General features: G+C 70.3%; 22 protein-coding genes. 15 read left to right on the forward strand and 7 right to left on the reverse strand.

Annotated elements, in window-relative coordinates; genetic code table 11:
- Positions 1–75 precede the first annotated feature (75 nt).
- From HDA39_RS40050 to HDA39_RS40060, 3 genes are all read left to right on the forward strand, one after another.
- Positions 76–252 carry a hypothetical protein gene (locus tag HDA39_RS40050; RefSeq protein ID WP_184804510.1) on the forward strand — a complete coding sequence of 59 codons (177 nt, stop codon included), beginning with the start codon at positions 76–78 and terminating at the stop codon, positions 250–252.
- A gap of 103 nt (positions 253–355) precedes the next feature.
- Positions 356–3,178, forward strand: a complete 2,823-nt coding sequence (locus tag HDA39_RS40055; protein ID WP_184804513.1) for a thiopeptide-type bacteriocin biosynthesis protein — start codon at positions 356–358, stop codon at positions 3,176–3,178.
- Positions 3,175–4,464 carry a lanthionine synthetase C family protein gene (locus tag HDA39_RS40060; protein ID WP_184804516.1) on the forward strand — a complete coding sequence of 430 codons (1,290 nt, stop codon included), beginning with the start codon at positions 3,175–3,177 and terminating at the stop codon, positions 4,462–4,464. The genes HDA39_RS40055 and HDA39_RS40060 overlap by 4 nt, the downstream gene beginning before the upstream one ends.
- On the opposite strand, the gene fahA is transcribed toward HDA39_RS40060, so the two are convergent.
- Both fahA and HDA39_RS40070 read right to left on the reverse strand, forming a co-directional pair.
- Positions 4,457–5,659, reverse strand: a complete 1,203-nt coding sequence (gene fahA, locus HDA39_RS40065; protein ID WP_184804519.1) for a fumarylacetoacetase — start codon at positions 5,657–5,659, stop codon at positions 4,457–4,459. The two genes, HDA39_RS40060 and fahA, sit on opposite strands and share 8 nt — an antisense overlap.
- 14 nt (positions 5,660–5,673) lie before the next feature.
- The gene (locus HDA39_RS40070) at positions 5,674–6,522 is read right to left on the reverse strand and encodes a hypothetical protein (RefSeq protein ID WP_184804522.1); all 849 of its coding nucleotides are present in this window, start codon (positions 6,520–6,522) and stop codon (positions 5,674–5,676) included.
- 74 nt (positions 6,523–6,596) lie between these two features.
- Between HDA39_RS40070 and HDA39_RS40075 the strand changes: the two genes are divergently transcribed.
- The 4 genes from HDA39_RS40075 to HDA39_RS40090 all read left to right on the forward strand — a co-directional run bounded on the left by HDA39_RS40075 (position 6,597) and on the right by HDA39_RS40090 (position 10,587).
- Positions 6,597–7,787 (forward strand): homogentisate 1,2-dioxygenase, encoded by a 1,191-nt coding sequence (locus tag HDA39_RS40075; protein WP_184804525.1) that lies wholly within the window; start codon positions 6,597–6,599, stop codon positions 7,785–7,787.
- A gap of 87 nt (positions 7,788–7,874) precedes the next feature.
- The gene (locus tag HDA39_RS40080; protein WP_184804528.1) at positions 7,875–8,762 is read left to right on the forward strand and encodes a phosphotransferase family protein; all 888 of its coding nucleotides are present in this window, start codon (positions 7,875–7,877) and stop codon (positions 8,760–8,762) included.
- Positions 8,763–8,859: 97 nt separating this feature from the next.
- Positions 8,860–9,681 (forward strand): SCO6745 family protein, encoded by an 822-nt coding sequence (locus tag HDA39_RS40085; RefSeq protein WP_184804531.1) that lies wholly within the window; start codon positions 8,860–8,862, stop codon positions 9,679–9,681.
- 279 nt (positions 9,682–9,960) lie between these two features.
- Positions 9,961–10,587 (forward strand): hypothetical protein, encoded by a 627-nt coding sequence (locus tag HDA39_RS40090; RefSeq protein ID WP_184804534.1) that lies wholly within the window; start codon positions 9,961–9,963, stop codon positions 10,585–10,587.
- Here the strand turns inward: HDA39_RS40090 and HDA39_RS40095 are convergent.
- Entirely contained in the window at positions 10,584–11,363 is a 780-nt protein-coding gene (locus HDA39_RS40095; RefSeq protein WP_202893266.1) for a polysaccharide deacetylase family protein, read from the reverse strand. The genes HDA39_RS40090 and HDA39_RS40095 overlap by 4 nt on opposite strands.
- 103 nt (positions 11,364–11,466) lie before the next feature.
- Here HDA39_RS40095 and HDA39_RS40100 point away from each other — a divergent pair, with 103 nt between their 5' ends.
- The gene (locus HDA39_RS40100) at positions 11,467–13,323 is read left to right on the forward strand and encodes a bifunctional metallophosphatase/5'-nucleotidase (protein ID WP_184804537.1); all 1,857 of its coding nucleotides are present in this window, start codon (positions 11,467–11,469) and stop codon (positions 13,321–13,323) included.
- Between the two features lie 39 nt (positions 13,324–13,362).
- On the opposite strand, the gene HDA39_RS40105 is transcribed toward HDA39_RS40100, so the two are convergent.
- Both HDA39_RS40105 and HDA39_RS40110 read right to left on the reverse strand, forming a co-directional pair.
- Positions 13,363–13,590: a PLD nuclease N-terminal domain-containing protein gene (locus tag HDA39_RS40105; RefSeq protein ID WP_184804540.1), complete on the reverse strand. Its 228-nt coding sequence runs from the start codon at positions 13,588–13,590 to the stop codon at positions 13,363–13,365.
- Entirely contained in the window at positions 13,590–15,068 is a 1,479-nt protein-coding gene (locus HDA39_RS40110) for a M1 family metallopeptidase (protein ID WP_184804543.1), read from the reverse strand. The genes HDA39_RS40105 and HDA39_RS40110 overlap by 1 nt, the downstream gene beginning before the upstream one ends.
- Positions 15,069–15,191: 123 nt before the next feature.
- Here HDA39_RS40110 and HDA39_RS40115 point away from each other — a divergent pair, with 123 nt between their 5' ends.
- From HDA39_RS40115 to HDA39_RS40130, 4 genes are all read left to right on the forward strand, one after another.
- Entirely contained in the window at positions 15,192–15,884 is a 693-nt protein-coding gene (locus HDA39_RS40115) for a FadR/GntR family transcriptional regulator (protein WP_337926100.1), read from the forward strand.
- Complete coding sequence (locus HDA39_RS40120) at positions 15,884–16,633, forward strand: creatininase family protein (RefSeq protein ID WP_184804547.1); 750 nt, start codon at positions 15,884–15,886, stop codon at positions 16,631–16,633. Before HDA39_RS40115 ends, HDA39_RS40120 begins: the two co-directional genes overlap by 1 nt.
- 126 nt (positions 16,634–16,759) lie before the next feature.
- The gene (locus tag HDA39_RS40125; RefSeq protein ID WP_184804550.1) at positions 16,760–17,731 is read left to right on the forward strand and encodes a CE1 family esterase; all 972 of its coding nucleotides are present in this window, start codon (positions 16,760–16,762) and stop codon (positions 17,729–17,731) included.
- A gap of 1 nt (position 17,732) precedes the next feature.
- Positions 17,733–19,268, forward strand: coding sequence for an AbgT family transporter (locus tag HDA39_RS40130; protein ID WP_184804552.1), 1,536 nt, complete (start codon positions 17,733–17,735; stop codon positions 19,266–19,268).
- A 7-nt stretch (positions 19,269–19,275) separates the two neighbouring features.
- Here the strand turns inward: HDA39_RS40130 and HDA39_RS40135 are convergent, their stop codons facing one another.
- Together HDA39_RS40135 and HDA39_RS40140 are read right to left on the reverse strand one after the other, a co-directional pair.
- The gene (locus HDA39_RS40135) at positions 19,276–19,851 is read right to left on the reverse strand and encodes a nicotinamidase (RefSeq protein WP_184804555.1); all 576 of its coding nucleotides are present in this window, start codon (positions 19,849–19,851) and stop codon (positions 19,276–19,278) included.
- Entirely contained in the window at positions 19,805–20,278 is a 474-nt protein-coding gene (locus HDA39_RS40140) for a hypothetical protein (protein WP_184804558.1), read from the reverse strand. The genes HDA39_RS40135 and HDA39_RS40140 overlap by 47 nt, the downstream gene beginning before the upstream one ends.
- A 295-nt stretch (positions 20,279–20,573) precedes the next feature.
- Between HDA39_RS40140 and HDA39_RS40145 the strand changes: the two genes are divergently transcribed.
- Genes HDA39_RS40145 through HDA39_RS40155 form a run of 3 tightly spaced genes read left to right on the forward strand, consistent with a single transcriptional unit; the run spans position 20,574 to position 22,758 of the window.
- Complete coding sequence (locus HDA39_RS40145; RefSeq protein WP_184804560.1) at positions 20,574–21,308, forward strand: SDR family oxidoreductase; 735 nt, start codon at positions 20,574–20,576, stop codon at positions 21,306–21,308.
- A 14-nt stretch (positions 21,309–21,322) separates the two neighbouring features.
- Entirely contained in the window at positions 21,323–21,799 is a 477-nt protein-coding gene (locus HDA39_RS40150) for a copper resistance protein CopC (RefSeq protein WP_184804564.1), read from the forward strand.
- A gap of 14 nt (positions 21,800–21,813) precedes the next feature.
- Positions 21,814–22,758 carry a ring-cleaving dioxygenase gene (locus HDA39_RS40155; protein ID WP_184804567.1) on the forward strand — a complete coding sequence of 315 codons (945 nt, stop codon included), beginning with the start codon at positions 21,814–21,816 and terminating at the stop codon, positions 22,756–22,758.
- Positions 22,759–22,825 lie beyond the last annotated feature (67 nt).

A 22,825-nucleotide genomic window follows, 5' to 3' on the forward strand; every position in this document is an offset into this window, starting at 1 on the left:
GAAATCTGGCGACAGGCAGTGTTTGACTGACGACTTCCTGTAGCAAAGGCAATCCCTGAGCGAAAGGCAGACCCTATGACTCCGACCGCGTTCGATCTCGACCTCGACGTCATCCCCGTCTCCGACCCGACCCGGGACAAGGAGGCGGTCAGCCCCGACGAGGCCAAGGAAGTCGACGAGAAGTGCAGCCTCACCCCCGGCACGGTGAACACCTATCCGGTGGGCATCGCAGCCTGTTACCTGTGCTGCTGACGAGGCGGCCCTGACCGATACCCCGTCCGGCCCGTCCCTGTTCCGGGCCGGACGCTTCGCGGTCCTCCGCCTGTCCACCGGTACGCCGCCCACCGGCACCGGCGTGGACCCGGCGGAGCTGACCACCGAGCAGCTGCGCGCCTCGGTGGCCGAACTGAGCTCCGATCCGCTGCTGCGCGAGGCGATCGAGGTCTCCAGCGGCTCCTTGGCCCGAAGCCTCGACCGGGTCGCTGAACTCGATCGGTCCAAGCTCGAGCGGGCGCTGCTCTCGGCGACCCGCTATCGGCTGCGGATGGGCGGCCGGCCAACGCCGTTCGGACTGCTCGCCGGGGTCGGCCTGGTCGAGATCGGGGACGCGGCGAAGGTTGCCATCGGCGACCACTCGGTGAAGGTCGTCCAGCCGGACGCCGGCTGGCTGCACCAGGTGACCCGCGACCTCCTGCGTGACCCTGACCTGCGCGTCCGCTGCGCCGTCGTGGTCAACAACCTCTGCGAGGTCCGCGCGGACCGCGTCGTCCTGACGTACCTCCGGCAGCTCGACGAGTCCGGCCGCTCGCTCTCGATCGCCAACGGACCCGTCGTCCAGGCGGCGATGGCTGCCGCGCGCCAACCGATCCCGTACGGCGTACTGCACGCCCAGCTGCTCGCGGCCTTCGAGGAAGGTACGCCGGAACACGTCGACGCCCTGCTCGGCCAGCTGATCGAGCGCGAGATCCTCCTCACCGACTTCGATGCCCTCGGCCACGATCCGCTCCGCCCCGTCGTCGAGCTGCTCGGCGCTTACGCGCAAGCCGAGGTCGGCCAAGGTCTCCCTGTCTGGCGGCAACTGACGCACGCCATGCGTGCCGTCGCTCCCGCGGACAGGCCGCCGGTGCAGGTCGACCTCCGCGCCGACGCCGAGGTCGTCCTGCCGCAGGACGTGCTGGACGAGGCCGCCCGCGCCGGGGAAGTGCTGTGGCGACTGGCTCCGCACGGCGACGCGCTGCCGAACCTCAAGGCCTACCACCACGAGTTCCTCGAGCGGTACGGCGTCGACCACGTGGTCGGAGTCCGCGAGCTCCTGGATCCGCACCTGGGCCTGGGCGCGCCGTCGGAGTACCGGCAGCCACCGACCGAGCGCAACAAGATCCCGACGCCCGGAAACCCCTACCCTGCCTGGCGGGACGAGTTGCTCGGTGAGGTGCTGGACGGCGGTGAGCTGCGGCTGACGCCCGAGCTGGTCGATCAGCTGGCCGATGACGACGACGAGGTCCCGCCGGACTCGCTGGACCTGTGCCTGCAGCTGCTCGCGGAGTCGGCCGACGCCGTGACCCGCGGAGACTTCACACTGGTCGCCGCCGGAGGTGCGGGCGCCGTGAGCGCGGGCGCGATGGCGGGTCGCTTCGCCGAGCTGCTGGATGCCCAGGAGCAGCTGGCCGAGCTGCAGCAGACCGCTCCGGACGGCCCGCATCCGGTCCAGCTCGACTTCCTGCCCGCCGATCCGCGGTTCGGCAACGTTCTGCGCGTGCCGCGGCTGCTGCCGGATGTCCTTGCTGTCGGCACCTTCCCGGGACCGGGTGCGCTCGGCATCGACCAGCTGGTGGTCGGCAGTAACGGGGAACGCTTCCTCCTGTTTGCTCCCGGCATCGATCGTGAGCTGCAGGTGGTCCGCCCGCACATGGTCAACATGGCCACCGCCGCGCCGAACGCGGCCCGCTTCGTCGCTGGACTCGCTCTCGCCGGCCGCCGCCTGTGGACGCCCTGGCACTGGGGTCGTCTCGACGCGCTCGCCCAGCTGCCGCGCGTCCGCCACCGTCGTACCGTCCTGGCCCTCGCACGCTGGCGAGCGCCGCGGTCCCTGGCCGACGAAACCCTCTCCACCAAGCGCTGGTCCGACGAACTGTCCCGCTGGCAGGACCGTCACGAGGTGCCCGACCAGCTCCGGATCTCTATCGCCGACCACCACCTCGATCTCGACCTGCGCGACCCGCTGCATCGGCGGCTGCTCCGCGACCAGTTGCGACGTTCCCGCATCGTCACCGAGGCACCCACGACTCTCGGCAGCCTGGACGTCACGGCCCAGCACGCCAACGAGCTCGTCGTACCGCTGCTCAGCAACCGGCCGCGTCCCGCGATCCGTTCCACCCGCGCGTGGTCGCGGCCGGCCCGTCGGCACCAGCCCGGCGGTGAGTGGCTCTACGCCAAGGTCTACGCCCTGCCGGACACGCAGGACTCGCTGCTCGTCCGGCGCGTCAGCGGGCTGGTCCAGCAGTTGCCGGTCTCAGTGGATCGCTGGTTCTTCCTGCGCTACAAGGATCCTGAGGCCCATCTGCGGCTGCGCATCCACGGGCCGTCGGCGGACATTCTGCCGGTCCTGCACGACTGGACGACGGCCGCGGTGGAGGCGGGCGTGATCCGGTCCGTCGTCCTCGACGGCTACGCCCCCGAGATCGCCCGGTACGGCGGTGAGGACGCGATGCCGGTCGCGGAGCGGTTGTTCCAGGCCGACAGCGTCGCGGTGATCGACCAGCTCACCCTCCGCGCGGCCCGGCAGCTCGACCTGCCGATCGAGACGCTGGTCGCGGTCAACTGCGCGGACCTGCTCGCCTCGCTCGGCGACTGGGACTGGCGGCGCTGGGTCCTCGACGCCTTCGCGATCGACCTGTCGAACGACGTCCCGCCCGCGGTTCGCCGGGAGGCCTTGCCCTACTTGTCGGGCGAGGTCCTCCCGCCAGGGCTGCTTGGTCCACGCCGGGAGGCGGCCCGCGAGTACGGCGTACAGATCGGTATCGGCACCGACGAGGTACAGCATCAGGCGATCGGCGCCGTGCTGCACCTGCACGCGAACCGGCTGCTCGGGACGGACCGGACGGCCGAGCAGCGCGCGTACGGGCTGCTGCGAGCCGCCGTACGACGGCAGGTCGGCGCGCGGGAGCACCGCCGATGAGGACCCAGGCGGCGCAGATCGTCGCGGAACTGGCCGAGCGGCTGGCCGACCCCGAGAAGGTGATCGCGGCAACGACCGCCAACGGGACGCAGATCGACATCGGCAACGTCCCGTGCCCGCCGTGGGATCCGCCGACGCTGTCGCGCGGGCCGGGAGCGCCGGCGATGCTGTTCGCCGAGCTCGGCGGCGACGAGCACCGCGCGCACGCGCACCGCTATCTCCAGCTCGCGATGGCCGCCAGCGCGAGTCTGCCGCTGGACGGCCCTTTCGAGGGGCTCGGGTCGCTCGTGTCCGCGACCCGGGTCGCGGGCGCCCGCGGGGAGTACGGCGCCGTCCTCGAACGTCTCGACCTCCGGGTCGCCGAGCAGGCGCGTTACCTGATCGCCGTGCACGAGGCGGCGCGCCGCGACGGCCGGCCGACGACCGCGGCGGTGGTCGACGTGATCGGTGGGCTGAGCGGGATCGGGCGGTACCTGTTGCACCGGCGGTCCGACGTACTGCCGGAGGTCCTCAGCAGCCTGGTGACGTTGCTGGAGCCGGTCGAGGTCGGCGGGGTGAAGGTGCCCGGATGGTGGTACGACGGGACGACCAAGACCATGGTCGGTGAGGGTTTCGAGCGAGGTCAGCTCAACTTCGGGCTCGCGCACGGGGTCCCGGGACCGCTCGGGGTGCTGTCGCTCGCCTGGTCGCAGGGTGTGCGGGTGCCCGGTCAGGACGTGGCGATCGCGGCGATGGCCGACTGGCTGGTCGAGTGGCGGGAGATCGATGCCTACGGCCCCTACTGGACCGGGTACGTGAACCTGGACTACTACGCGCGGCGGGACCGGAGCAGGCAACCGAAGCCGGCCCGAGCGTCCTGGTGCTACGGCGCTCCCGGCATCGCCCGCGCGCTGGAGCTGGCAGCGACGGCGTTGGAGCGTCCCGACCTGAACGCCGCCGGACTGGAGGCGGTCAAGTCGTTGCTGGCTCGGCCCGTCGACGACTGGGCGGTGACCGACGACATGCTGTGTCACGGGTGGGCCGGGTTGTTGCACATGTTCGCCGGCCTCGATCGGCGTCAGCCGGGAGCGGTGGGTCCGGTGGTCGACGAGATCGCCGAGCGGCTGGTGTCGTCGTACGACCCGACCGCGCCGTTCGGGTACCGGTACTACCAGCCGATGGCCGACCTCTGGCTCGACCTGCCCGGTCTGATGGAGGGCGCGACCGGGATCGCGCTCGCTCTGGACTCCTACGCGCGCGACGCCGACCCGATCACCGGCTGGGACTCCCTGCTGCTGCTCAGCTGACCGCCGGTGCGATCCGGCCGGTGACCTCGCCGAGGCCGATCCTCGCGCCGCCGGAGGCGGTGGCCCAGCCGGTGATGGTGACCTCGTCGCCGTCCTGGAGGAACGTGCGTTCTTCGCCGTTGACGGTGATCGGCTCGCGGCCGCCCCAGGAGAGCTCGATGAACGAGCCGCGCTGGTCCTTGGCGTTGCCGCTGACCGTGCCGGAGGCGTACAGGTCGCCGGTGCGCACGGAGGCGCCGTTGACCGAGAGGTGGGCGAGCATCTGCGCGGGGGACCAGTACATTTCGCTGTACGGCGGGGTGCTGACGAGCTGGCCGTTCCAGTGGACCTCGAAGGTGATGTCCGGGTTCTTGAGATCGCCTTGGAGGTAGGGGAGGACCGGCGGGTCCTGCCGCGGGAGCGGGACGGTCGCGTCCTTCAGCGCCTCCAGCGACACCACCCATGGCGAGATCGAGGTCGCGAACGACTTGCCGAGGAAGGGCCCGAGCGGCACGTACTCCCACGCCTGCAGGTCGCGCGCCGACCAGTCGTTCACCAGCACCACGCCGTACACGTGGTCCTCGAACGCGTCGACGGAGACCGGCGTCCCGAGCTTCGATGGCGTACCGACGACGAAGCCGAGCTCGACCTCGATGTCGAGGCGCTGGGACGGGCCGTACGTCGGGGTGTCGGCCGTCGGGGGTTTGCGCTGGCCTGACGGGCGCACGATGTCGGTGCCGCTGGCAACGACCGTGCCGGCCCGGCCGTGGTAGCCGACCGGGAGGTGCTTCCAGTTCGGCAGCAGGGGTTCGGAATCGGGGCGGAACAGGCGGCCGAGGTTGGTCGCGTGCACCTCGGAGGCGTAGAAGTCGACGTAGTCGGCGACCTCGAACGGCAGCAGCATCGTCACCGCCGAACGCGGGACGAGGTGCGGCTCGACGGCGTCGCGGTTGTTCTCGTTGCGGACCAGGTCGATCAGCCACTCGCGGGTCGCCTTCCAGGCCGGGCGGCCGAGCGCGAGGAACGCGTTCAGGGTGGGCTGGTTGAACAGTTGCGACCCGTCCAGCATCTGCGCCGACGCGACCGGCGCCAGGTCGATCAGGTGGTCGCCGATCGCGGCGCCGATCCGCGGCTCCTCGTCGCCGAGCCGGAACACGCCGAGCGGCAGGTTGTCCGGGCCGAACGGCGTGCCGTCGGGAAGGTCGATCCAGGTCACAGGGCGCTCCGGTTTCAGCTGAGGAGGTCGAGGGCGTGCAGGTCGTCGTACGGCTCGGTGATGCTGCAGGAGCCGTACGCCGTGAACCAGCGGCGGGTGCTCTCGGCCTGCTGGTCGGTGAGGGTTTTCGCTGTGGTGGCCAGGGTTTCGCCGTCGCGCTCGTCGAGCAGGGCCCTGAGGTCGTCCAGACCGGCGCCGTCGAGGGACGCGCGGGTGGCGAGCAGGACGTTGAGGAAGCCGTGGTGCTCGAAGCCGGTGCCGGCGGCGGTGTGCCGTACGGCGTTGTGCAGCCCGGCCGTGCACTTGAACGCGACCTCGCGGTCGAGGCAGGCGGTGATGAACGCGGCGACCTGGTCGCTCGTTGGGAAGAGGGAGGCGTCGAGGCCGCCGGTGCGGAGTTTGGCGTTGTAACCGGCGTCGGCCACGACGTCGAGGGCGCGCTCCCAGGCGCCGGCCAGGCCGATCTCGACGTAGGCGATCTCCTCGTCGAGGCAGTCGTCGCAGGCGCGGACGACGCGGAGTGCGTTGCGGGACAGGTCGTCCTCGTCGCGGAGGCGGACCTCGATCGCGGTGACGTCGATGTCGGGTGAGCGGTCGCCGTACCGAACCGCGGGCTCGATGCCGCCGGCGCCTCCGGTGATCACCACGGAGACGGTGAGCGGGACTTCGCCTGCCTTCGAGGTTTCCGCGGCGACCTTCATCAGGTCCTCGTCGGACGTGATGAACGCGCCGACGAGGTCGGCGTACGGCGTACCGGCGTGAGCGCGGTGAGCGGGCACGGCCTCGGGCAGTGGGAGGTTGCCCGGCGGGAACATCGAGGCGTCGTCGACCAGGTGCCGGAACAGCGCGGGGACGGTTGACATGGCTCCGAGCCTAACGGATGCTTTCGGTAAGCGGACAGTTGTGTCCGATAAACGGCGATGCGGAAGCAGGAGTCATGGCGTACTACCGGCAGGTCGGGCAGGTCCCGCCGAAGCGGCACACCCAGTTCCGGAACCCGGACGGCGCGCTGTACTACGAGGAACTGATGGGCGAGGAGGGGTTCTCGTCGGACTCGTCGCTGCTGTACCACGCGGGCGTGCCGTCGGCGATCGTCGACAGCCAGGTGTGGGACCTGCCGGAGCTGTCGACCGTGGCCAACCATCCGCTGACGCCCCGGCACCTGAAGCTGCACGATCTGTTCTCGGGGCCTGCCGGGTTCAATGCCGTCGAGCACCGGCGGCTCGTGCTCGGGAACGGGGACGTCCGGATCTCGTACGTCGCGGCGGCCGAGCCGTCGCCGTACTACCGGAACGCGATCGGCGACGAGTGCGTGTACGTCGAGAAGGGGTCGGCGACGGTCGAGACGGTCTTCGGCGTGCTCGAGGCCCGCGAGGGCGACTACGTGCTGATCCCGCGCGCGACGACGCACCGGTGGCTGCCGGGTCCTGACGGCGTGCACGCCTACTGCATCGAGGCGAACAGCCACATCGCGGCACCGAAGCGGTACCTGTCGCGGTACGGGCAGTTCCTGGAGCACGCGCCGTACTGCGAGCGCGATCTGGTGACGCCGGCGACGCCGTACGTCGTGGACGGTGTGGACGTCGAGGTCCTGGTGAAGCACCGGGGGAACGGGCCGGGCGGGATCGTCGGGTCGCGGATGACGTACGCGACCCATCCCTTCGACGTGGTCGGGTGGGACGGGTGTCTCTACCCGTACACCTTCAACGTGAGCGACTTCGAGCCCATCACCGGGCGGATCCACCAGCCGCCACCGGTCCACCAGGTCTTCGAGGGCCACAACTTCGTCATCTGCAACTTCGTCCCCCGCAAGGTCGACTACCACCCGCTCTCGGTGCCGGTGCCGTACTACCACTCGAACGTCGACTCCGACGAGGTCATGTTCTACTGCGGCGGCGACTACGAGGCGCGCAAGGGCTCGGGCATCGGCCTTGGCTCGATCTCGCTGCACCCGGGCGGTTACGCCCACGGGCCCCAGCCGTCCGCGATCGAAGCGTCTCTGGGCGCCGAGTCCTTCGAGGAGTTGGCCGTCATGGTCGACACCTTCCGCCCGCTGGAACTCGGCGAGGGCGGCACGGCGGTGGACGACGGCGTCTATGCCTGGACGTGGGCCGGGCGACGCCTCTAAATTCCGGTGCATCGGTGAACCGTGCGCCCTAGATTGCTTGGGGTGATTGCAGAGGTGCCCTCCGGGCTTGGTGTGCCGGTTGGGCCGATGGTTCGGGTGGATGGCGGGTTCGCCAATCGGATGTACCGGCTCGACACCGATCAGGGGTCGTTCGCGGTGAAGGAGCTCAACCTTGTCGACCGTCGCTCGGCCTACCACCTTGAGGACGTGTTCAGGCTCGAGCGGGCGGCCTTCGCCGCGGGGATTCCGATGCCGGAGCCGGTCTCGGCCGGTGACGGCACGCTCGTCCATCGGTGGGTCGAGGGGGAGAAGCTGCCCGAGGCGCCCGTGCCGGCGGCGTACGGGTTCGAGGTCGGGGAGATTCTTGCGCGGCTCCATGCGCTCGACGTCGAGTGGACCGGCGGGGTGAGCGAGGAGCCGGTGGCGCGGGACTGGGCTGAGCTCGCTGAGCGGGCGACGGCGACCGGGCAGCCGTGGGCCGACGAGCTCGCGTCCCAGGTTGAGACGTTCCTCGCGATCGCCCGCTTCGTCGACACCTGCGAACGGCCGGGCCCCGTTGTACTGACCCATCGCGACATCCAGCCGTGGAACCTGCTCGTGCGCGACGGTCGGCCGGTGGTGCTCGACTGGGAACTCTCGGGGACGCTCGACCTGGCCGGTGAGCTCGGCTCGACCGCGCTGAGCCTCGCGAAGGGGCCTGGCTTCGACGGCATCGAGCCCGCGATCTTCCGCTCGGTCCTCGACGGGTACGTCGCCGGGGGCGGAGTGCTGCCGCCGCCGGGGCCGAGCTGGTTCGTGTTCCTGATCGGCGGCTGGCTGGGGTTCACGCGGTGGAACATCCTCCGCTGCCTCGCCGGTGCCGAGGCGAGTACCGGGCCGGACCTTGCGCTGTCGCACGAGTCCGCGCGCGACGGCGTACGCGGTCTTCCTGATCTGTTCGGCCGGCTGCCGGAGCTCGAGGCGCTGCTCGGCTGACAGAAATCTTCGGGCCGGTTGTCGGAAGCTGGACGGGCGGTTCGTAGACAGGGTGAGAGACCGGCAACGGGCCGGTCCGGCACGAGGAGTCAACCAGATGGACAGCGTGGCGCGGCAGCTCAAGGACCTGTTCGTACCGATCCATGAGGTCGCCTACATGGCCGAGGAGCCGGACGAAGAGCTGCAGGCACTCGGGTACGAGGGCTATTGGCCCTTGTACTTCGCCTCCCGGTCGGCGCCGTTGGGCAAGGTGCCGGCTGAGGTCGTCGACGCGTTGTTCTACAACTTCGCGCCGGGCGAGGTCGCCGCTTGCGTCCCGAGCTGCTGGGAGGTCGCCACACCGGAAGCCGTCCTCGCCGCCCGTGAGCGCGGCTGCGTCAAGGCGCTGTGCGGGATCCTCGGGGATCTGGCCGACGACCCGGTCGTTGCGCGGGCGGGGGAGCTGTTCGTGAAGGCTGCGTTCAGTGTGCCGGTGGAGGGGCGAATGCTGTTCGCCGGGCTCCGGTCGCTGCCGGTGCCCGAGGAGCCGATGGCCCGCTTGTGGCACGGGGCGACTTTACTGCGGGAGCATCGAGGGGACGGGCATCTGGCCGCCCTGGTCGCCGCCGGGATCAGCGGTCAGGAGTCGCATGTACTCCAGGCCCTCCTCTGGGACCTGAAGCCCCGAGCCTTCGGCCGCCTCGACCCGCTCAGCGATGAGCAACTGGAGACCGTGGTCGACGGCCTGCGGAGCCGCGGGCTGGTGAACGACGAGGGCTGGTTCACGCCCGCCGGCCGGAAGCTCCGGACCGAGATCGAGGAGCTCACGGACGAGGTCGCAGCCCCGGCGTACGCCTGCCTCGAGGCGGATGAGGTCGAGGAGCTGATCACCGGGCTCGGGCCGATCGTCGCGAAGATCAACGCCGCCCGACCGTTCTGAGCGCCGCCGGCCGACATGCACCACTGGTCAACCCCTGCCGATCCGCGGCCATCACGCTCAACCAGGCGCCGGCGAAGGGCATCTGAGGAGGTTGATCAGTGGTGCGCGTCGGCGCCATGACCAGCTCGGCATTCTCACTCGTCGTACCGGCGCAGGTCGGCCGCCCCAGTCCACTGTCCCGGGTGCGGCCGTGCCTGTTCCAGGGGCCAGGCACTCACCTCGGCTGTTCTTCAGAGGTGTCGGGAGGCGAGTCGGCTGGTGGCCTGGGAGGCTAGGGGGATGAGCGAGCAGGTTCCGGTGCAGACGTTTGTGGTCGGCATCGATCGGGAGGCGGTGTTGCGGCGGCGGGGGCGGGTGCGGGCGGGGCTGCGGCAGGGGGCTTGGGTGACCGCCGGGATCGGGGCCTTGGGCATCGGGATCGCGGTGTACGCGCTGGTGGCGTTCCAGGGGTCGGGGATGTGGCCGTTCATGCTGCTGCTGGTCGCGAGTATGGCGCCGTTGGTGGCGAGTTCGGTGCTGGCGTTGCGGCTGGTGAAGGAGCGGGAGCAGTGGTTCGCGGCGAACGAGCTGCAGCCGGTGGCTCTGCGGATGTCGCCGAAGGCGCTCGAGCTGGCGTGCGAGGGAGCGTCGTACGCCGTGATGCTGCCGTGGGCGTCGGTGCGGGGGTTTCAGCAGGTGAAGATCTTCGGGCAGTACGTGCTGGAGCTGAAGTTGCAGCCGGGCGTGGGCGCGACGACCGCGGGGGTGCGGGGGCTGGATCAGCCGGCCGTTCGGGCCGTGGTGAAGCCGCATCCGCTGCTCCGGCCGACGGGGATGTTCGCGGTCAACGCGCTGGACCAGCCGATCCACGTGATCGACCAGGCGCTGCAGCACTATTCCGGTGGGAAGACGGCGATGCTCCGCTAGCAGGGCAGCGAGCGGAAGACGTAGCCCTTCGACGACAGTTTGGTGAGGGCTCGATCCAGCGCGGCGACGGTTTGGGCGCGGTTGCCGCCGCCGTCGTGCATGAGGAAGATCGCGCCGGGGCGGGCGCCGCGCAGCAGCGCGCGTTCGATGGCCGGTACGCCGGGCTTCTCCCAGTCGCGGGTGTCGACGTCCCACAGGACCTGGTGCTGGTGGTACTGCGCGGCGACGGCCGCGACGTGGGCGTTGGTGTCGCGGAACGGCGGGCGGAAGCACTTCGACTTCACGCCGGTGGAGATCTCCTGGCGCAACCGCGTGGGCGTCAGCTTGGTGAGCATCGGGTGGTCCCACGTGTGGTTGCCGATGTGGTGGCCGGCCCGGCGGGTCGTCTCGACCAGCGCCGGATGCGCGGCGGCCTCGCGGCCGAGCACGAAGAACGTGGCCTGGGCGTGGTGCTTGGCCAGGACGGCGAGCACCTTCGGCGTGTACACCGGCTGCGGCCCGTCGTCGAAGGTCAGGTATAGCACCTTCCCGCCGGCCGGGACGGTCCAGGGCGCATCGGTCCGCTGGTTCTTCCGCGTCACCGGCGGCTTCTTCGCGGCGGGTTTCCGCTCAGCTGCCGGCAGCTGGACGGCGAGCGGACCGTGGGCCGCGGCGGTCCGCATCGGCGGGGCGGCGACGGTCGACGGGTGGGCGGAGGGCTGGGCGGCCTGGGCGAGGGCGGCCCCGAGGAGGACGGCGGCAGCGAGCAGGAGCTTGCCGGGCGGCGGCACGGGCATGAGCGGCATCCTCTCGCAGGCCCCGGGCCAACCCGGCGTCATCACGGCGCGTGTCGCCCGTATCGTGGCGGGCGTTGTGACCAACGACGCGTGAGGCGGAGAGATGACGGACAACGGTGACCGGACGATGGGCAGGCGCACGATGATCTCGGGCGCGGCGGCGACCGCACTGGTGGCTGCGGGGTACCAGGCGGCCCCGGCGTACGCCGGTGAGCAGCACGGGCACGGCCACAAGACCGTGCGGCTGAGCGTGCTCGGCACCACCGACCTGCACGGCAACGTCTTCAACTGGGACTACTTCAAGAACGCCGAGTACGACGACTCCGCGCACAACGACATCGGTCTCGCGAAGATCTCCACCCTGGTCAAGGCGGCCCGCGCCGAGATCGCCGAGGACCGGCGCCGCCCGGCCCCGCTGCTGCTGGACGCCGGCGACACCATCCAGGGCACGCCACTGGCCTACTACTACGCGAAGATCGAGCCCATCACCGGCGGGCACATCCACCCGATGGCCGCCGCGATGAACGCGATCGGGTACGACGCCGCGGCCCTCGGCAACCACGAGTTCAACTACGGACTCGATATCCTGCGCAAGTTCCAGCGGCAGCTGCGGTTCCCGCTGCTCGGCGCGAACGCGCAGGACTGGACCACCGGGCTGCCCGTCTTCCCGCCGTACGTGCTGAAGCGCGTGCACGTCCCCGGTGCCGGCCGGCCGATCACGGTCGGCATCCTCGGCCTGACCAACCCGGGTATCGCGATCTGGGACAAGGCGACGGTCGAGAACAAGATCAAGTTCGGCGGCATCGTCGAGCTGGCCAAGTACTGGGTGCCGCGGGTCCGCCGCGCGGGCGCCGACGTCGTCATCGTGTCCGCGCACAGCGGCATCGACCTTAGTTCGTCGTACGGCGACGCGCTGCCGGTGCCGGAGAACGCGGCCGGCCCGATGGCCGAGCAGGTGCCCGGCATCGACGCCGTCCTGGTCGGCCACGCGCACCAGGAGGTCGCCGAGCGGTTCGTCACCAACCAGCAGACCGGCGAGCAGGTCGTGCTGGTCGAGCCGCTGAAGTGGGGCATGCGGCTGGCGCAGATCGACCTCGACCTACGGCAGCAGCGCGGCCGGTGGAAGGTCGTCGCGCGGCACAGCCAGGTGCTCAACGCGAACACGGTCGAGGCCGACCCGAAGGTGGTCCGGCTGCTGCAGAAGGACCACGACACCGTGGTCGGGTACGTGAACTCCAAGATCGGCACCTGTACGACGGCGATGTCGGCCGCGACGGCGCCCTGGGAGGACACCGCCGCGCTCGACTTCGTGAACTTCGTCCAGGCCGACGCCGTCGCCAAGGCGATCGCCGGTACGCCGGAGGCGACGCTGCCGGTGCTCGCGATCGCGGCGCCGTTCAACCGCGCGGCCGCGATCCCGGCCGGCGACGTGTCGGTGCGCGACGTCGCCGGGCTGTACATCTTCGACAACACGTTGCTGGCGGTGAAGATGACCGGCGCGCAGGTGCAGGAGTACCTGGAGTTCAGCGCGCAGTACTTCAAGCAGGTCAGCGGCACCGGGCCGTTCACGCCGGACCAGGTGACCAACGCCCCGACCCCGACCGCGCCGACCGGTACGCCGGACTACAACTACGACATCCTCGGCGGCCTGACCAAGCCGCTCGTCTACAAGATCGACCTCGCCAAGCCGGTCGGCTCGCGGATCACCGGCCTGTCGTACGACGGCGCGCCGGTCGCCGCGGACCAGCAGTTCGTCGTTGCCGTCAACAACTACCGCCAGTCCGGCGGCGGCAACTTCCCGCACGTCTCGAAGGCGCCGGTCCTGTACAACCAGCAGGTCGAGATCCGCCAGCTGATGATCGACTACGTCACCGCCACCGGCTCGGTCGACCCGGCCGCGTTCGCGACGACCGACTGGTCGCTGGTGTCGAACGGCGCACCGATCGTCGTCACGGCGTAAGCACGATGGCCGCCGCCCAGACGGGCGGCGGCCGTCAACTCAGGCGTACGCGCTGCGTTTGCCGAACAGGAACCACAGCAGGCTGCCGATGAACGGGGCCACGACGATGAAGACGAGCCAGACCAGCTTCATGCCGCCGGACTGCGGAGCGGTCAGGGAGCTGAACAGCGCGCCGAGGACGAGTAGGACGTAGGCGGCCAGGATCGCGATGATGCCGGCGCCGCCGAGGGCTCCGAGGGTGTCGTTCGAGACGGTGAGGGTGAGCATCAGGAGGCCTTCCAGTCGGGGTGGCCGGGCATTGGCGGGGTGGTCGGGGAGTAGATCCAGTTCTCGATGTACGCCGTGAGGTCGCGGCCGGAGACCTGGTTGGCGACCGTGATGTAGTCGGCGGTGGAAGCGACGCCGTCGCGGCGGCGGTCGTAGAAGGTCTGCTCGATGCGCCGGAAGGTGGCTTCGCCGACGAGGGTGTTCAGGCCGGTGAGCATCAGCTGGCCGGGGACGTCGGTGTCGAACAGCACCGACCCGGCGTTCTTCAACCGGCCCGCCGGGCCCTGCTCGTTGCGGTTGCGCTGGTCGGCCGCATACGAAGCGTGCAGCTCGGCGTTCAGGTCGATGAGACCGCGGGCGGCGGCGTACTTGCGTTCGTAGTACCGGGCGTGGCCCTCGCTGATCCACAGGTCGTCCCAGTTGCGGATGGCAACGGAATCGCCGAAGTACTGGTGGGCCAGCTCGTGCACCAGCGTCGGCGCCTCGTCCTTGGGCGGCAGCGACAGGCCGCCGCCGAAGGTGGACAGGGTCGCGGTCTCCAGTGCGACGCCGTTGTAGGCGCTGATCAGGCCGAGTACGCCGTACCGCTCGTACGGGAACGGCCGGCCGAGCTGCTGCTCGAGCCAGCTGAGCTGCGCCGGCGTCTCGCGAGTGGTCCGTTCCATCGCGTCGGCGTAGTACTTGCCGTCCGGAGCCTTCTCGAGCGTGACGTAGCTCCGCACCGGGAGTCCGTGCGGGCCGGTCTGCTCGATCTCGCGGAACCGGCCGACCGCGATCGGCAGCACGTCGGGCTTGATCGGGTGGTCGGTCCGGTAGATCCAGGTCGTCTCACCGCCGTGCTTGTACGACGCCAGCAGGCGTCCCGCCGACACCGCGGTCCGGTCGCTGGGCGCGGTCAGACGGACGGTGTAACGGGCCTTGTCGCTCGGGTAGTCGTTCGACGGGAAGACCTGGTGGGCGCGGTTCGGCTGACCGAACGTCGCGAAGCCGTCGGGAGTCTTCACCCACGCCTCGATCGGCCAGTCGACGCCCGGCGGCAGTGTGGTGCCGGGCGGCGCCGGGTTCTTCGAGCAGTCGACGACGTATTCGATCGCAACCGCGAAGATCGCTTCACGAGGGATCCGTGCGGTGACGATCAGCTTCTCGGCCGCGGGGTCGAGCCGGTACGGGACCGCGCGCCCGTCGACGCGGACGGCGGTGATCTGCTGGGCGACCGAGTCGAGGCTGAACGACGACAGGGCTTGCGTGGCCAGAGCGCGCACGGTGACGGAGGCGGCCATCGTCGTCCGGTCGAGCTGGTACCGCAGGCTGAGGTCGTAGTCCTGGGCGTCGTAGCCGCCGTTGCCGAGGGTGGGGAACAGCCGGTCGCCGGCGCTCTGGGCGCCCGGGGTGAAGGGGGTCGCAACCGCGACGCCGGTGGTCAGCGTGAGTCCGATGGTTGCTGCCAGCAACGCCGTGATGCGGTGAGGAGTGGACATGAACCCACCCTCGCCGAACCGGCCTGGACCGCACATCGGTCCCAGGACCCGGCCGGGGCCCTACGGAAGTGGTACGCCGCCGAGGTCTTGACGGGTCGAAAGGCTAAGTGATTTAGTCACTTTGTGACTTACTCAACCGCGGAGACTCCGAGCCTGTCCGATCGCCTGACCGAGGCGATCCTGGGGATCATCCGGGACCAGGACCTCGGGCCGGGGGACGCGATTCCGTCTGCCCGGGAGCTGGCGAAGCGGTTCGAGTTGACCACGCCGACCATTCGCGAGGCGCTGCGCAAGCTGGAGGCGACCGGTGCGGTCGAGTTCCGGCACGGGTCCGGGACGTACGTCGGGCCGACGATCAACAACGTCGTCCTGGCCAACCCGCACCGTCCGCCGATCACCAAGGAGTCGGTGCTGCAGCTGATCGGCGCCCGCCTGGTGATCGAGCCGGCCGTCGCGCGCCAGTCGGCGCTCGCGCGTGGCGCGGAGAACCTGGAGCGCCTCGAAGCCGCGGTGACCAACGCGCTGGTGCCGCCCGGCGGGCCGGCGTTCGCGCTGAACTTCCACGTCGAGCTGGCCGCTGCCTCGGGCAACCCGTTGCTGGAGGAGGTCCTGGCCTCCCTGCTGAAGGTCCGGCTGCGTGAGCAGCAGCAGATCCGGCAGCTGTACGACAACCGCAACCGCGACCACGAGGAGCACCGCGCGATCCTGGACGCCGTCCGCGCGCAGGACGCCGCGGAGGCCGAGCGCCTCACCCGCGAGCACCTCGACAACATCCGCGCCGCGGTCCAGTCCGCCACCTTCCCGGAAGGCCTCTGATGACCAACCGACTCGCCGAGATGACCACCGACCAGGCCAAGGACGCGGTCCGTACGGCGCCGCTGGCGATCATTCCGGTCGGCGCCCAGGAGCAGCACGGCGGCGGGATGGCGATGTCGACCGACACCGTTCGCGCGGTCGGCGTGGCCGAGCTGGTCGCCGAGCGGCTCGCCGGACGGGCCGTGGTCGCACCACCGCTGACGTACGGCGTCTCGCCGCACCACATGGCGTTCGCCGGCACGATGACGTTGTCCCCGGCAACCTTCGCGGCCGTCGTTCGCGAGCTGGTCGACAGCCTGTACCAGCACGGCTGGCGGCAGTTCCTGGTCGTCACCGGGCATGGCGGCAACAACGCCGCGCTGTCGGTGCTGGCCCAGGAGTACGTGCACAGCGACCTCACCTTCGCCTGGACCCCGCTGACCGAGATCGTCTCCGACCTGATCACCGACGTCAGCGAGGTGCACGGCCACGCAGGTGAGGCGGAGACCTCGCAGATGCTGTACCTGGCGCCCGAGCTGGTTCACTCCGAGCAGTTGGAGCCCGGCGCCCTGACGTTCGACGAACTGAGCACCCCGGCCCGCCTGTCCCGCACCAAGCAGGGACCACGGATGTCGGTCGGGTTCGACGTGTACCACAAGCGTGGCGTCCTGGGAGATCCCCGACGCGCCACCGCTGAGCAGGGTCGTCTCCTGGTCGAGACGGCCGCCGACCGGATCGCAGCCTTCGCCGACGAGCTCCTCTCGGCCTGACCGCACCACCGCACCGGTCCGGCACCGCCGCGACCGGCCGAATCCGCACACTCACTGGACACGCCCGATGCGTTCCAGGCGCGAGCCTGCCCGCCCGCAGGCCGCACGCCCGAGGAGGCACCCCTGATGAATCTCCATCGCCTTGCCCTCGCCGGCCTGGTCACGGCCGGCCTGGTGACCGCCGTGGCCAGCTCGCCGTTGCTTCCGGCCACCGCCGCCCCGGCGGCCGGGAACGCCCAGGAACAGCAGGACGCCGCGGCCGACCGCAGTACTGGTTGCTTCAAGCAAGCAGCGCAGCAGCCCGGGACCGGTGCCGACTACACGCTGGTCAGCGGCGGGATCGAGCGCACCTACCGGCTGCACCTGCCCGCCAAGTACGACGCGAAGAAGGCCCAGCAGCTGATCGTCGTCTACCACGGCCGGGGCAAGACCGGTGAGTTCACCGAGGGCTTCTCCGACCTGTCGAAGCTCGACGCGATCGTTGCCTACCCCAACGGTGTGCTCGGCGACGAGGACAAGCAGGCGTGGCAGGGTGCGCCGTACGCGAAGAAGGGGGTCGACGACGTAAAGTTCACCGCTGACCTGCTGGACAGCCTGGAGGCGTCGTACTGCGTCGACAAGAAGGCGGTCTACGCGACCGGCAAGTCCAACGGCGCCGGCTTCACGGGGATCCTGGCCTGCACCATGGCCGACCGCTTCGCCGCGATCGCTCCGGTGGCCGGCGCGTTCTACATCGAGGGTGGCCGCTGCGCCCCGAGCCGGCCGGTCCCGGTCCTGGCGATCCACGGCACCGGCGACACCACCATCCCGTACGGTGGCGACGGCTCGCGCGACCTGCCGAGCGTGCAGACCTGGGTCCGCGACTGGGCCGTCCGCGACCACTGCGACCCGGAGCCGCGGCTGAGCACCAAGGGCGACGACGTCCTGACCGCGACGTACAAGGGCTGCAAGGCCGATGTCGTGCACGTCGCCGTGACCGACGGCGGGCACAGCTGGCCGGGGTCGGACGCGGCGTCCGGTCCTGGCTACGTCACCCAGACCTTCGAGGCGCACGAGTTGATCGGTTCGTTCTTCCGCGCGCACAAGCTGAGGAGCTGAGATGAGTACGGCGACCGACCAGACCAAGGAGCTGCCACGCCTGGTTCGGGCGATGGCGGTGATCGAGAAGGCGGGCAACGCGCTGCCGCACCCGTTCTGGCTGTTCTGGATCCTGTCCGCGATCCTCGCGGTGGTCAGCTGGATCCTGTCGGTGCTGGACGTGTCGGTGGTCTCGCCGAAGGACGGCAAGACCGTCGCGGTGCAGAACCTGCTGTCCGGCGACGGCCTGCAGATGGCGGTCTCGACGGCGATCTCGAACTTCGCCGAGTTCCCGCCGATGGCGACCATCGTGGTGGTCATCATGGGCGTCGCGCTGGCCGAGCGGACCGGGTTCCTGCAGTCGCTGATGAAGGTCAGCGTCTCCCGGGTGCCGACCTCGATGGTGGTGTTCGCGGTCGCCTTCGCCGGCACCATGGCGCACGTCGCGTCGGCCGCGGCGTACATCATCCTGGTCCCGCTCGGCGGGCTGGCCTTCCGGGCCGTCGGCCGGTCGCCGATCCTCGGCATCGTGGTGGCCTACACCGCGATCGCCTCCGGGTACGACGCCAGCCCGATCCCGACCCCGAACGACGCGATCTTCGCCGGCATCACCGAGGCGGCCGCCAAGACGGTCGACCCGGACGCGTCGATCTCGCCGCTGTCGAACTGGTTCTTCAACATCGCCTCGTCGATCCTGCTGTCGCTGGTGATCACGCTGGTGGTCCGCCTGGTGCTGAGCAAGCGGACCGACCTGGACGCCGACCCGGACGCGCCGGGCGACGACCCGGACGCACTGCAGCTGGCGGACCGCGAGCGGACCGGTCTGCGCCGGGCCGGGATCGTGTTCCTGGTCGCCGCGGTCGCGATCGTCGCGATGCTGCTGCCGCACAACTCGCCGTTGCGCGGTGAGAACGGCAGCATCGTCGAGTCGCCGTTCCTGGACGGCATCGCGATGGTGGTCGCCGTGCTGTTCGGCCTGGTCGGCATCACGTACGGCGTCACCGTCGGCGCGATCAAGACCGGCGGCGACGTCCCGAAGCTGATGGCCGAGGGGATCAAGCAGATGGCGCCGGTGCTGGTGCTGTTCTTCGCGATCGCGCAGTTCCTGGCCTACTTCAGCTGGAGCAAGATCGGCGACCTGCTGTCGGCCGAGTCGGCCCGCTGGCTGGGTGAGATCGGCGCGCCGACGGTGGTGATCTTCCTCGGCATCCTGGTGCTGCTGACGCTGATCAACATCCTGGTCACCAGCGGCTCGGCGATGTGGTCGCTGACCGCGCCGATCCTGGTGCCGATGATGCTGCTGCTGAACGTCCCGGCCGAGACGACGCAGGCGCTGTTCCGGATCGCGGACTCGGGGTCGACGGCGATCACGCCGATGAGCCCGTACTTCGTGATGGCGCTCGGGTTCCTGCAGCGCTACCGCAAGGACGCCGGCGTCGGCACGCTCGCGTCGTACACGGTGCCGCTGGCGGTCGCGATGACGATCGCCTGGACGCTGCTCTTCCTGGCCTGGTGGGCGCTCGGCATCCCGCTCGGTCCCGGAGCGCCGGTCAGGTAAGCGCCGGTCAGGTAAGCACCACTCCCGCCGCGCGCAGCTCGACGAGCGTCTGCTCGGTGCTGGCCGGTGCCACCCCCGCGGTAAGCCCGGTCAGCACCGTCGTCGTGAAGCCCTCGCGGTGCGCGTCCAGCGCGGTCGCGCGGACGCAGTAGTCGGTTGCGATCCCGCACACCTCGACGTCGGTGACGCCCTGGTCCCGCAGCCAGGCGGCCAGCCCGTCGCCGTCGTGCGACTTGCCCTCGAAGCCCGAGTACGCCGCGGCGTACTCGCCCTTGTCGAAGATCGCGTCGAACGGCTGGGGATCCAGGTTCGGGTGGAAGCCGACCCCGTCGGTGCCGGCCACGCAGTGCCTGGGCCAGGAGTTCACGAAGTCGGGGGTGTCGGAGAAGTGGTCGCCCGGCTCGATGTGGTGGTCGCGGGTGGCGACGACGTACCCGTACCGGCGGTCCTTCGCGTCGGCTTCGTGCCAGTCGTGCAGCAGCTGCCCGATCCGGAACGCGACGTCCGCGCCTCCGGCGACGGCCAGGCTGCCGCCCTCACAGAAGTCGTTCTGCACGTCGACCACGATCAGCGCCCGTGTCATCGCGGGACTCCTCTCTCCTGCCCCCACGGTACAAGCCGCGGTCCCGGATCGCCGTGAGGAGGAGCACGAGCAGGCCCAGTACGGCGAACAGCGCGTTGCCGGTGGTCAGCAGGACCGCCTCGCCGACGGTCGCGTTCTCCAGGTTGGTGACGTGGAAGAAGAAGTGCGGGATCGCGAACGCGGTGTAGGCGAGCCCGGCCGGGATCAGGTAGTGGGCACGCGGCCTGACCAGTGCGATCCCGCAGATGATCGCCAGCCCGAGCATCGTCGCGCCGAAGTCGCGCGCGAAGTGCTCGCTGTACGGCGGGTTGAGGTCGACGGTCGGGAAGTCGGTGTAGAAGCTCCTGGGCGCGACCGTGGTCCAGCCGCCGACCACGAGGACCTCGAGGAACAGCAGGCCGAGCACAAGGCGAATGGCGCGGGTCATCAGAACTCTCTCCTTCGGGTGGTTGTTTGGGCAGGTCTCCGAATCCCTCGCCTACTGCGCGGCACCCGGCACGGCACCTCGAAGCACTGGAGCAAAGACCACGATGGAAAAACATCGAGGCCTTCACTCCAGCACTCCGAGCTACCGCACCGGGCACCTGCTCGCTACGGCGAGGGATTCGGAGACCTGCCCTAGTCCTGACCGCGCAGCCCGTTGATTCGTGACACGGTCGGCGGTGTCACGAATCGCGCGGCTGTCCGGTCATCACCGCAGAGGACCGGAGGAGAGGACTGTGATGACGAAGTTCCTGGTGACGGGATCGACCGGGCAGGTCGGGCGGCCGGCGACTGAGGCTCTGCGGGCGACCGGGGCCGAGGTGGTCGGTCTGACCCGGCGCGGCGGACCGGGCGCGGTGGCGGCCGACCTGGTCAGTGGGCAGGGCCTGACCGGGGCGCTGGCCGGTGTCGACACCGTCGTACACCTTGCCGCGGGCAACAACAAGCGGGACCTGCCGATGATGCGGAACCTGACCACCGCGGCCGCCGAGGCCGGGATCAAGCACCTGGTGATGGTCTCGATCGTCGGGTGCGACCGGGTGCCGCTCGGCTTCTACCGGCAGCGGGTGGAGCTCGAGGAGATCGCGCTCGCGTCCGGCGTACCGCTCACGATCCAGCGGGCGACGCAGTTCCACTCGCTGGTCGAGCAGGTGTTCACGGCGCAGAGGTTCCTGCCGGTGGTGTTCGGCCCGGACTGGCCGTACCAGCCGATCGCGATGCAGGAGGTCGGCGCGCGGATGGCGGAGCTGGCGACGGGCGCGCCGCAGGGCCGCGCCGACGACATCGGCGGGCCGGTCCGGCAGACGGTGCGTGAGCTGCACGCGATCTGGAAGCGGGTGACCGGGAGCAAACGGCGCGGCGTGATCTTCAAGCCGCCGGGCAAGATGTCGGCGGCGTTCGCTGCCGGGTACCACCTCGCGCCCGGGTCGTCGTACGGGCAACAGATGTTCGAGCAGTACCTGCAAGCGCGATGAGATGGATCGCCGGAGTGCTCCTGACCGTTGTGGTGATGGGCTGGCCACTGACCGCCTCGGCGCACGGCGGAGTGGCGGGAACGACGCCCGGGGCGGGTTCGCGGCTCGCCGATGCGCCCTCCCAGGTGCGGGTCGAGTTCACCGTCCCGGTCGTGCGCGGGACCCTGGTGCTGGAAGATGCCTTGGGCAAGGATTGGTCGGCCGGCGCGGTCCGGGTCGAGGGCGTGCTGCTCGAGCGGGCGGTCGGCGCCAGGCTGGCGGACGGGAACTACCTCGCGCGCTGGTCGGCGGTGACCGACGACGGTACGCCGCTGAACGGCGTCCTGCGGTTCCGTGTCGGGGTCGTCCCGGACGACGGGAACCCGTTCGACGACGTGATCACGCCGCACGGGATCGACCAGGTGCGCAACGCCGCGATCGTCGGCATCGGGCTGTTGACACTCGTCACCGGCGCCGCGCTCGCCGGAACCTATACCCACGCACGCCGCTGAGGGATGATTGAAACATGAACCCGATCACGCCGCACGGCCTGCACCACGTCACCGCGGTCGCGACCGATCCGCAGCGCAACCTCGACTTCTACACGACGGTGCTGGGCCTGCGGCTGGTCAAGCAGACGGTCAACTTCGACCGGCCCGAGCTGTACCACCTGTACTACGGGGACGAGGCCGGGCGGCCGTCGACGCTGCTGACCTTCTTCCCGTGGCCGGAGGCGCCGGACGGCAAGCAGGGGACCGGGCTGGCGACGGCGACCGCGTTCAGCATCCCGCCGGAGAGCCTCGGGTGGTGGCAGCAGCATCTGGCCGGGCTCAAGGTCGACGCGGACGCGCCGGTCCGGCGTACGGACGAAGAGGTGATCGCGTTCCGTGACCCCGACGGGCTGGTGATCGAGCTGGTCGCGGCCGAGGGCGACGCGCGGTCGGGCTGGGACGGCGCGGCCGGGATTCCGGCCGAGCACGCGGTGCGCGGGCTGCACGCGATCACGGTGACCGAGGCGGACTTGGAGCCGACCGCGGAGCTGCTGGCCGGGATGCTCGGGATGACGCTCGGTGAAGAGAGTGGCGGGCGGGCCCGGTTCACGATGCCGGGAGACAACCCGGGCACGGTGGTCGACGTCGCCGCCGGCGCGGGCGACAAGGGGCTGCAGGCGGGCGGTACGGTCCATCACGTCGCGTTCCGGGCGCCCGACCGGGAGACCCAGGCGCTGTGGCGCGAGCAGATGATCGAGGCGGGGTCCGAGGTGACCGAGATCCTGGACCGGCAGTACTTCACGTCGATCTACTTCCGCGAGCCCGGTGGCGTGCTGTTCGAGATCGCGACCGACCAGCCGGGGTTCACCGTCGACGAACCGCTGCTGGAGCTGGGCCGCAAGCTCAAGCTGCCGCCGTGGCTGGAGCCGGACCGGGAACAGATCGAGAACTCGCTGCCGTCCCTGGAGCTGCCCAGCTGAAAGGACCGGCTGCGGACCGGATCCTGACAGGATCCGGAAAAGTCTTCGCCAGCCTGTGACTCGATCC

This window comes from Kribbella italica, assembly GCF_014205135.1.
GTDB lineage: Bacteria > Actinomycetota > Actinomycetes > Propionibacteriales > Kribbellaceae > Kribbella > Kribbella italica.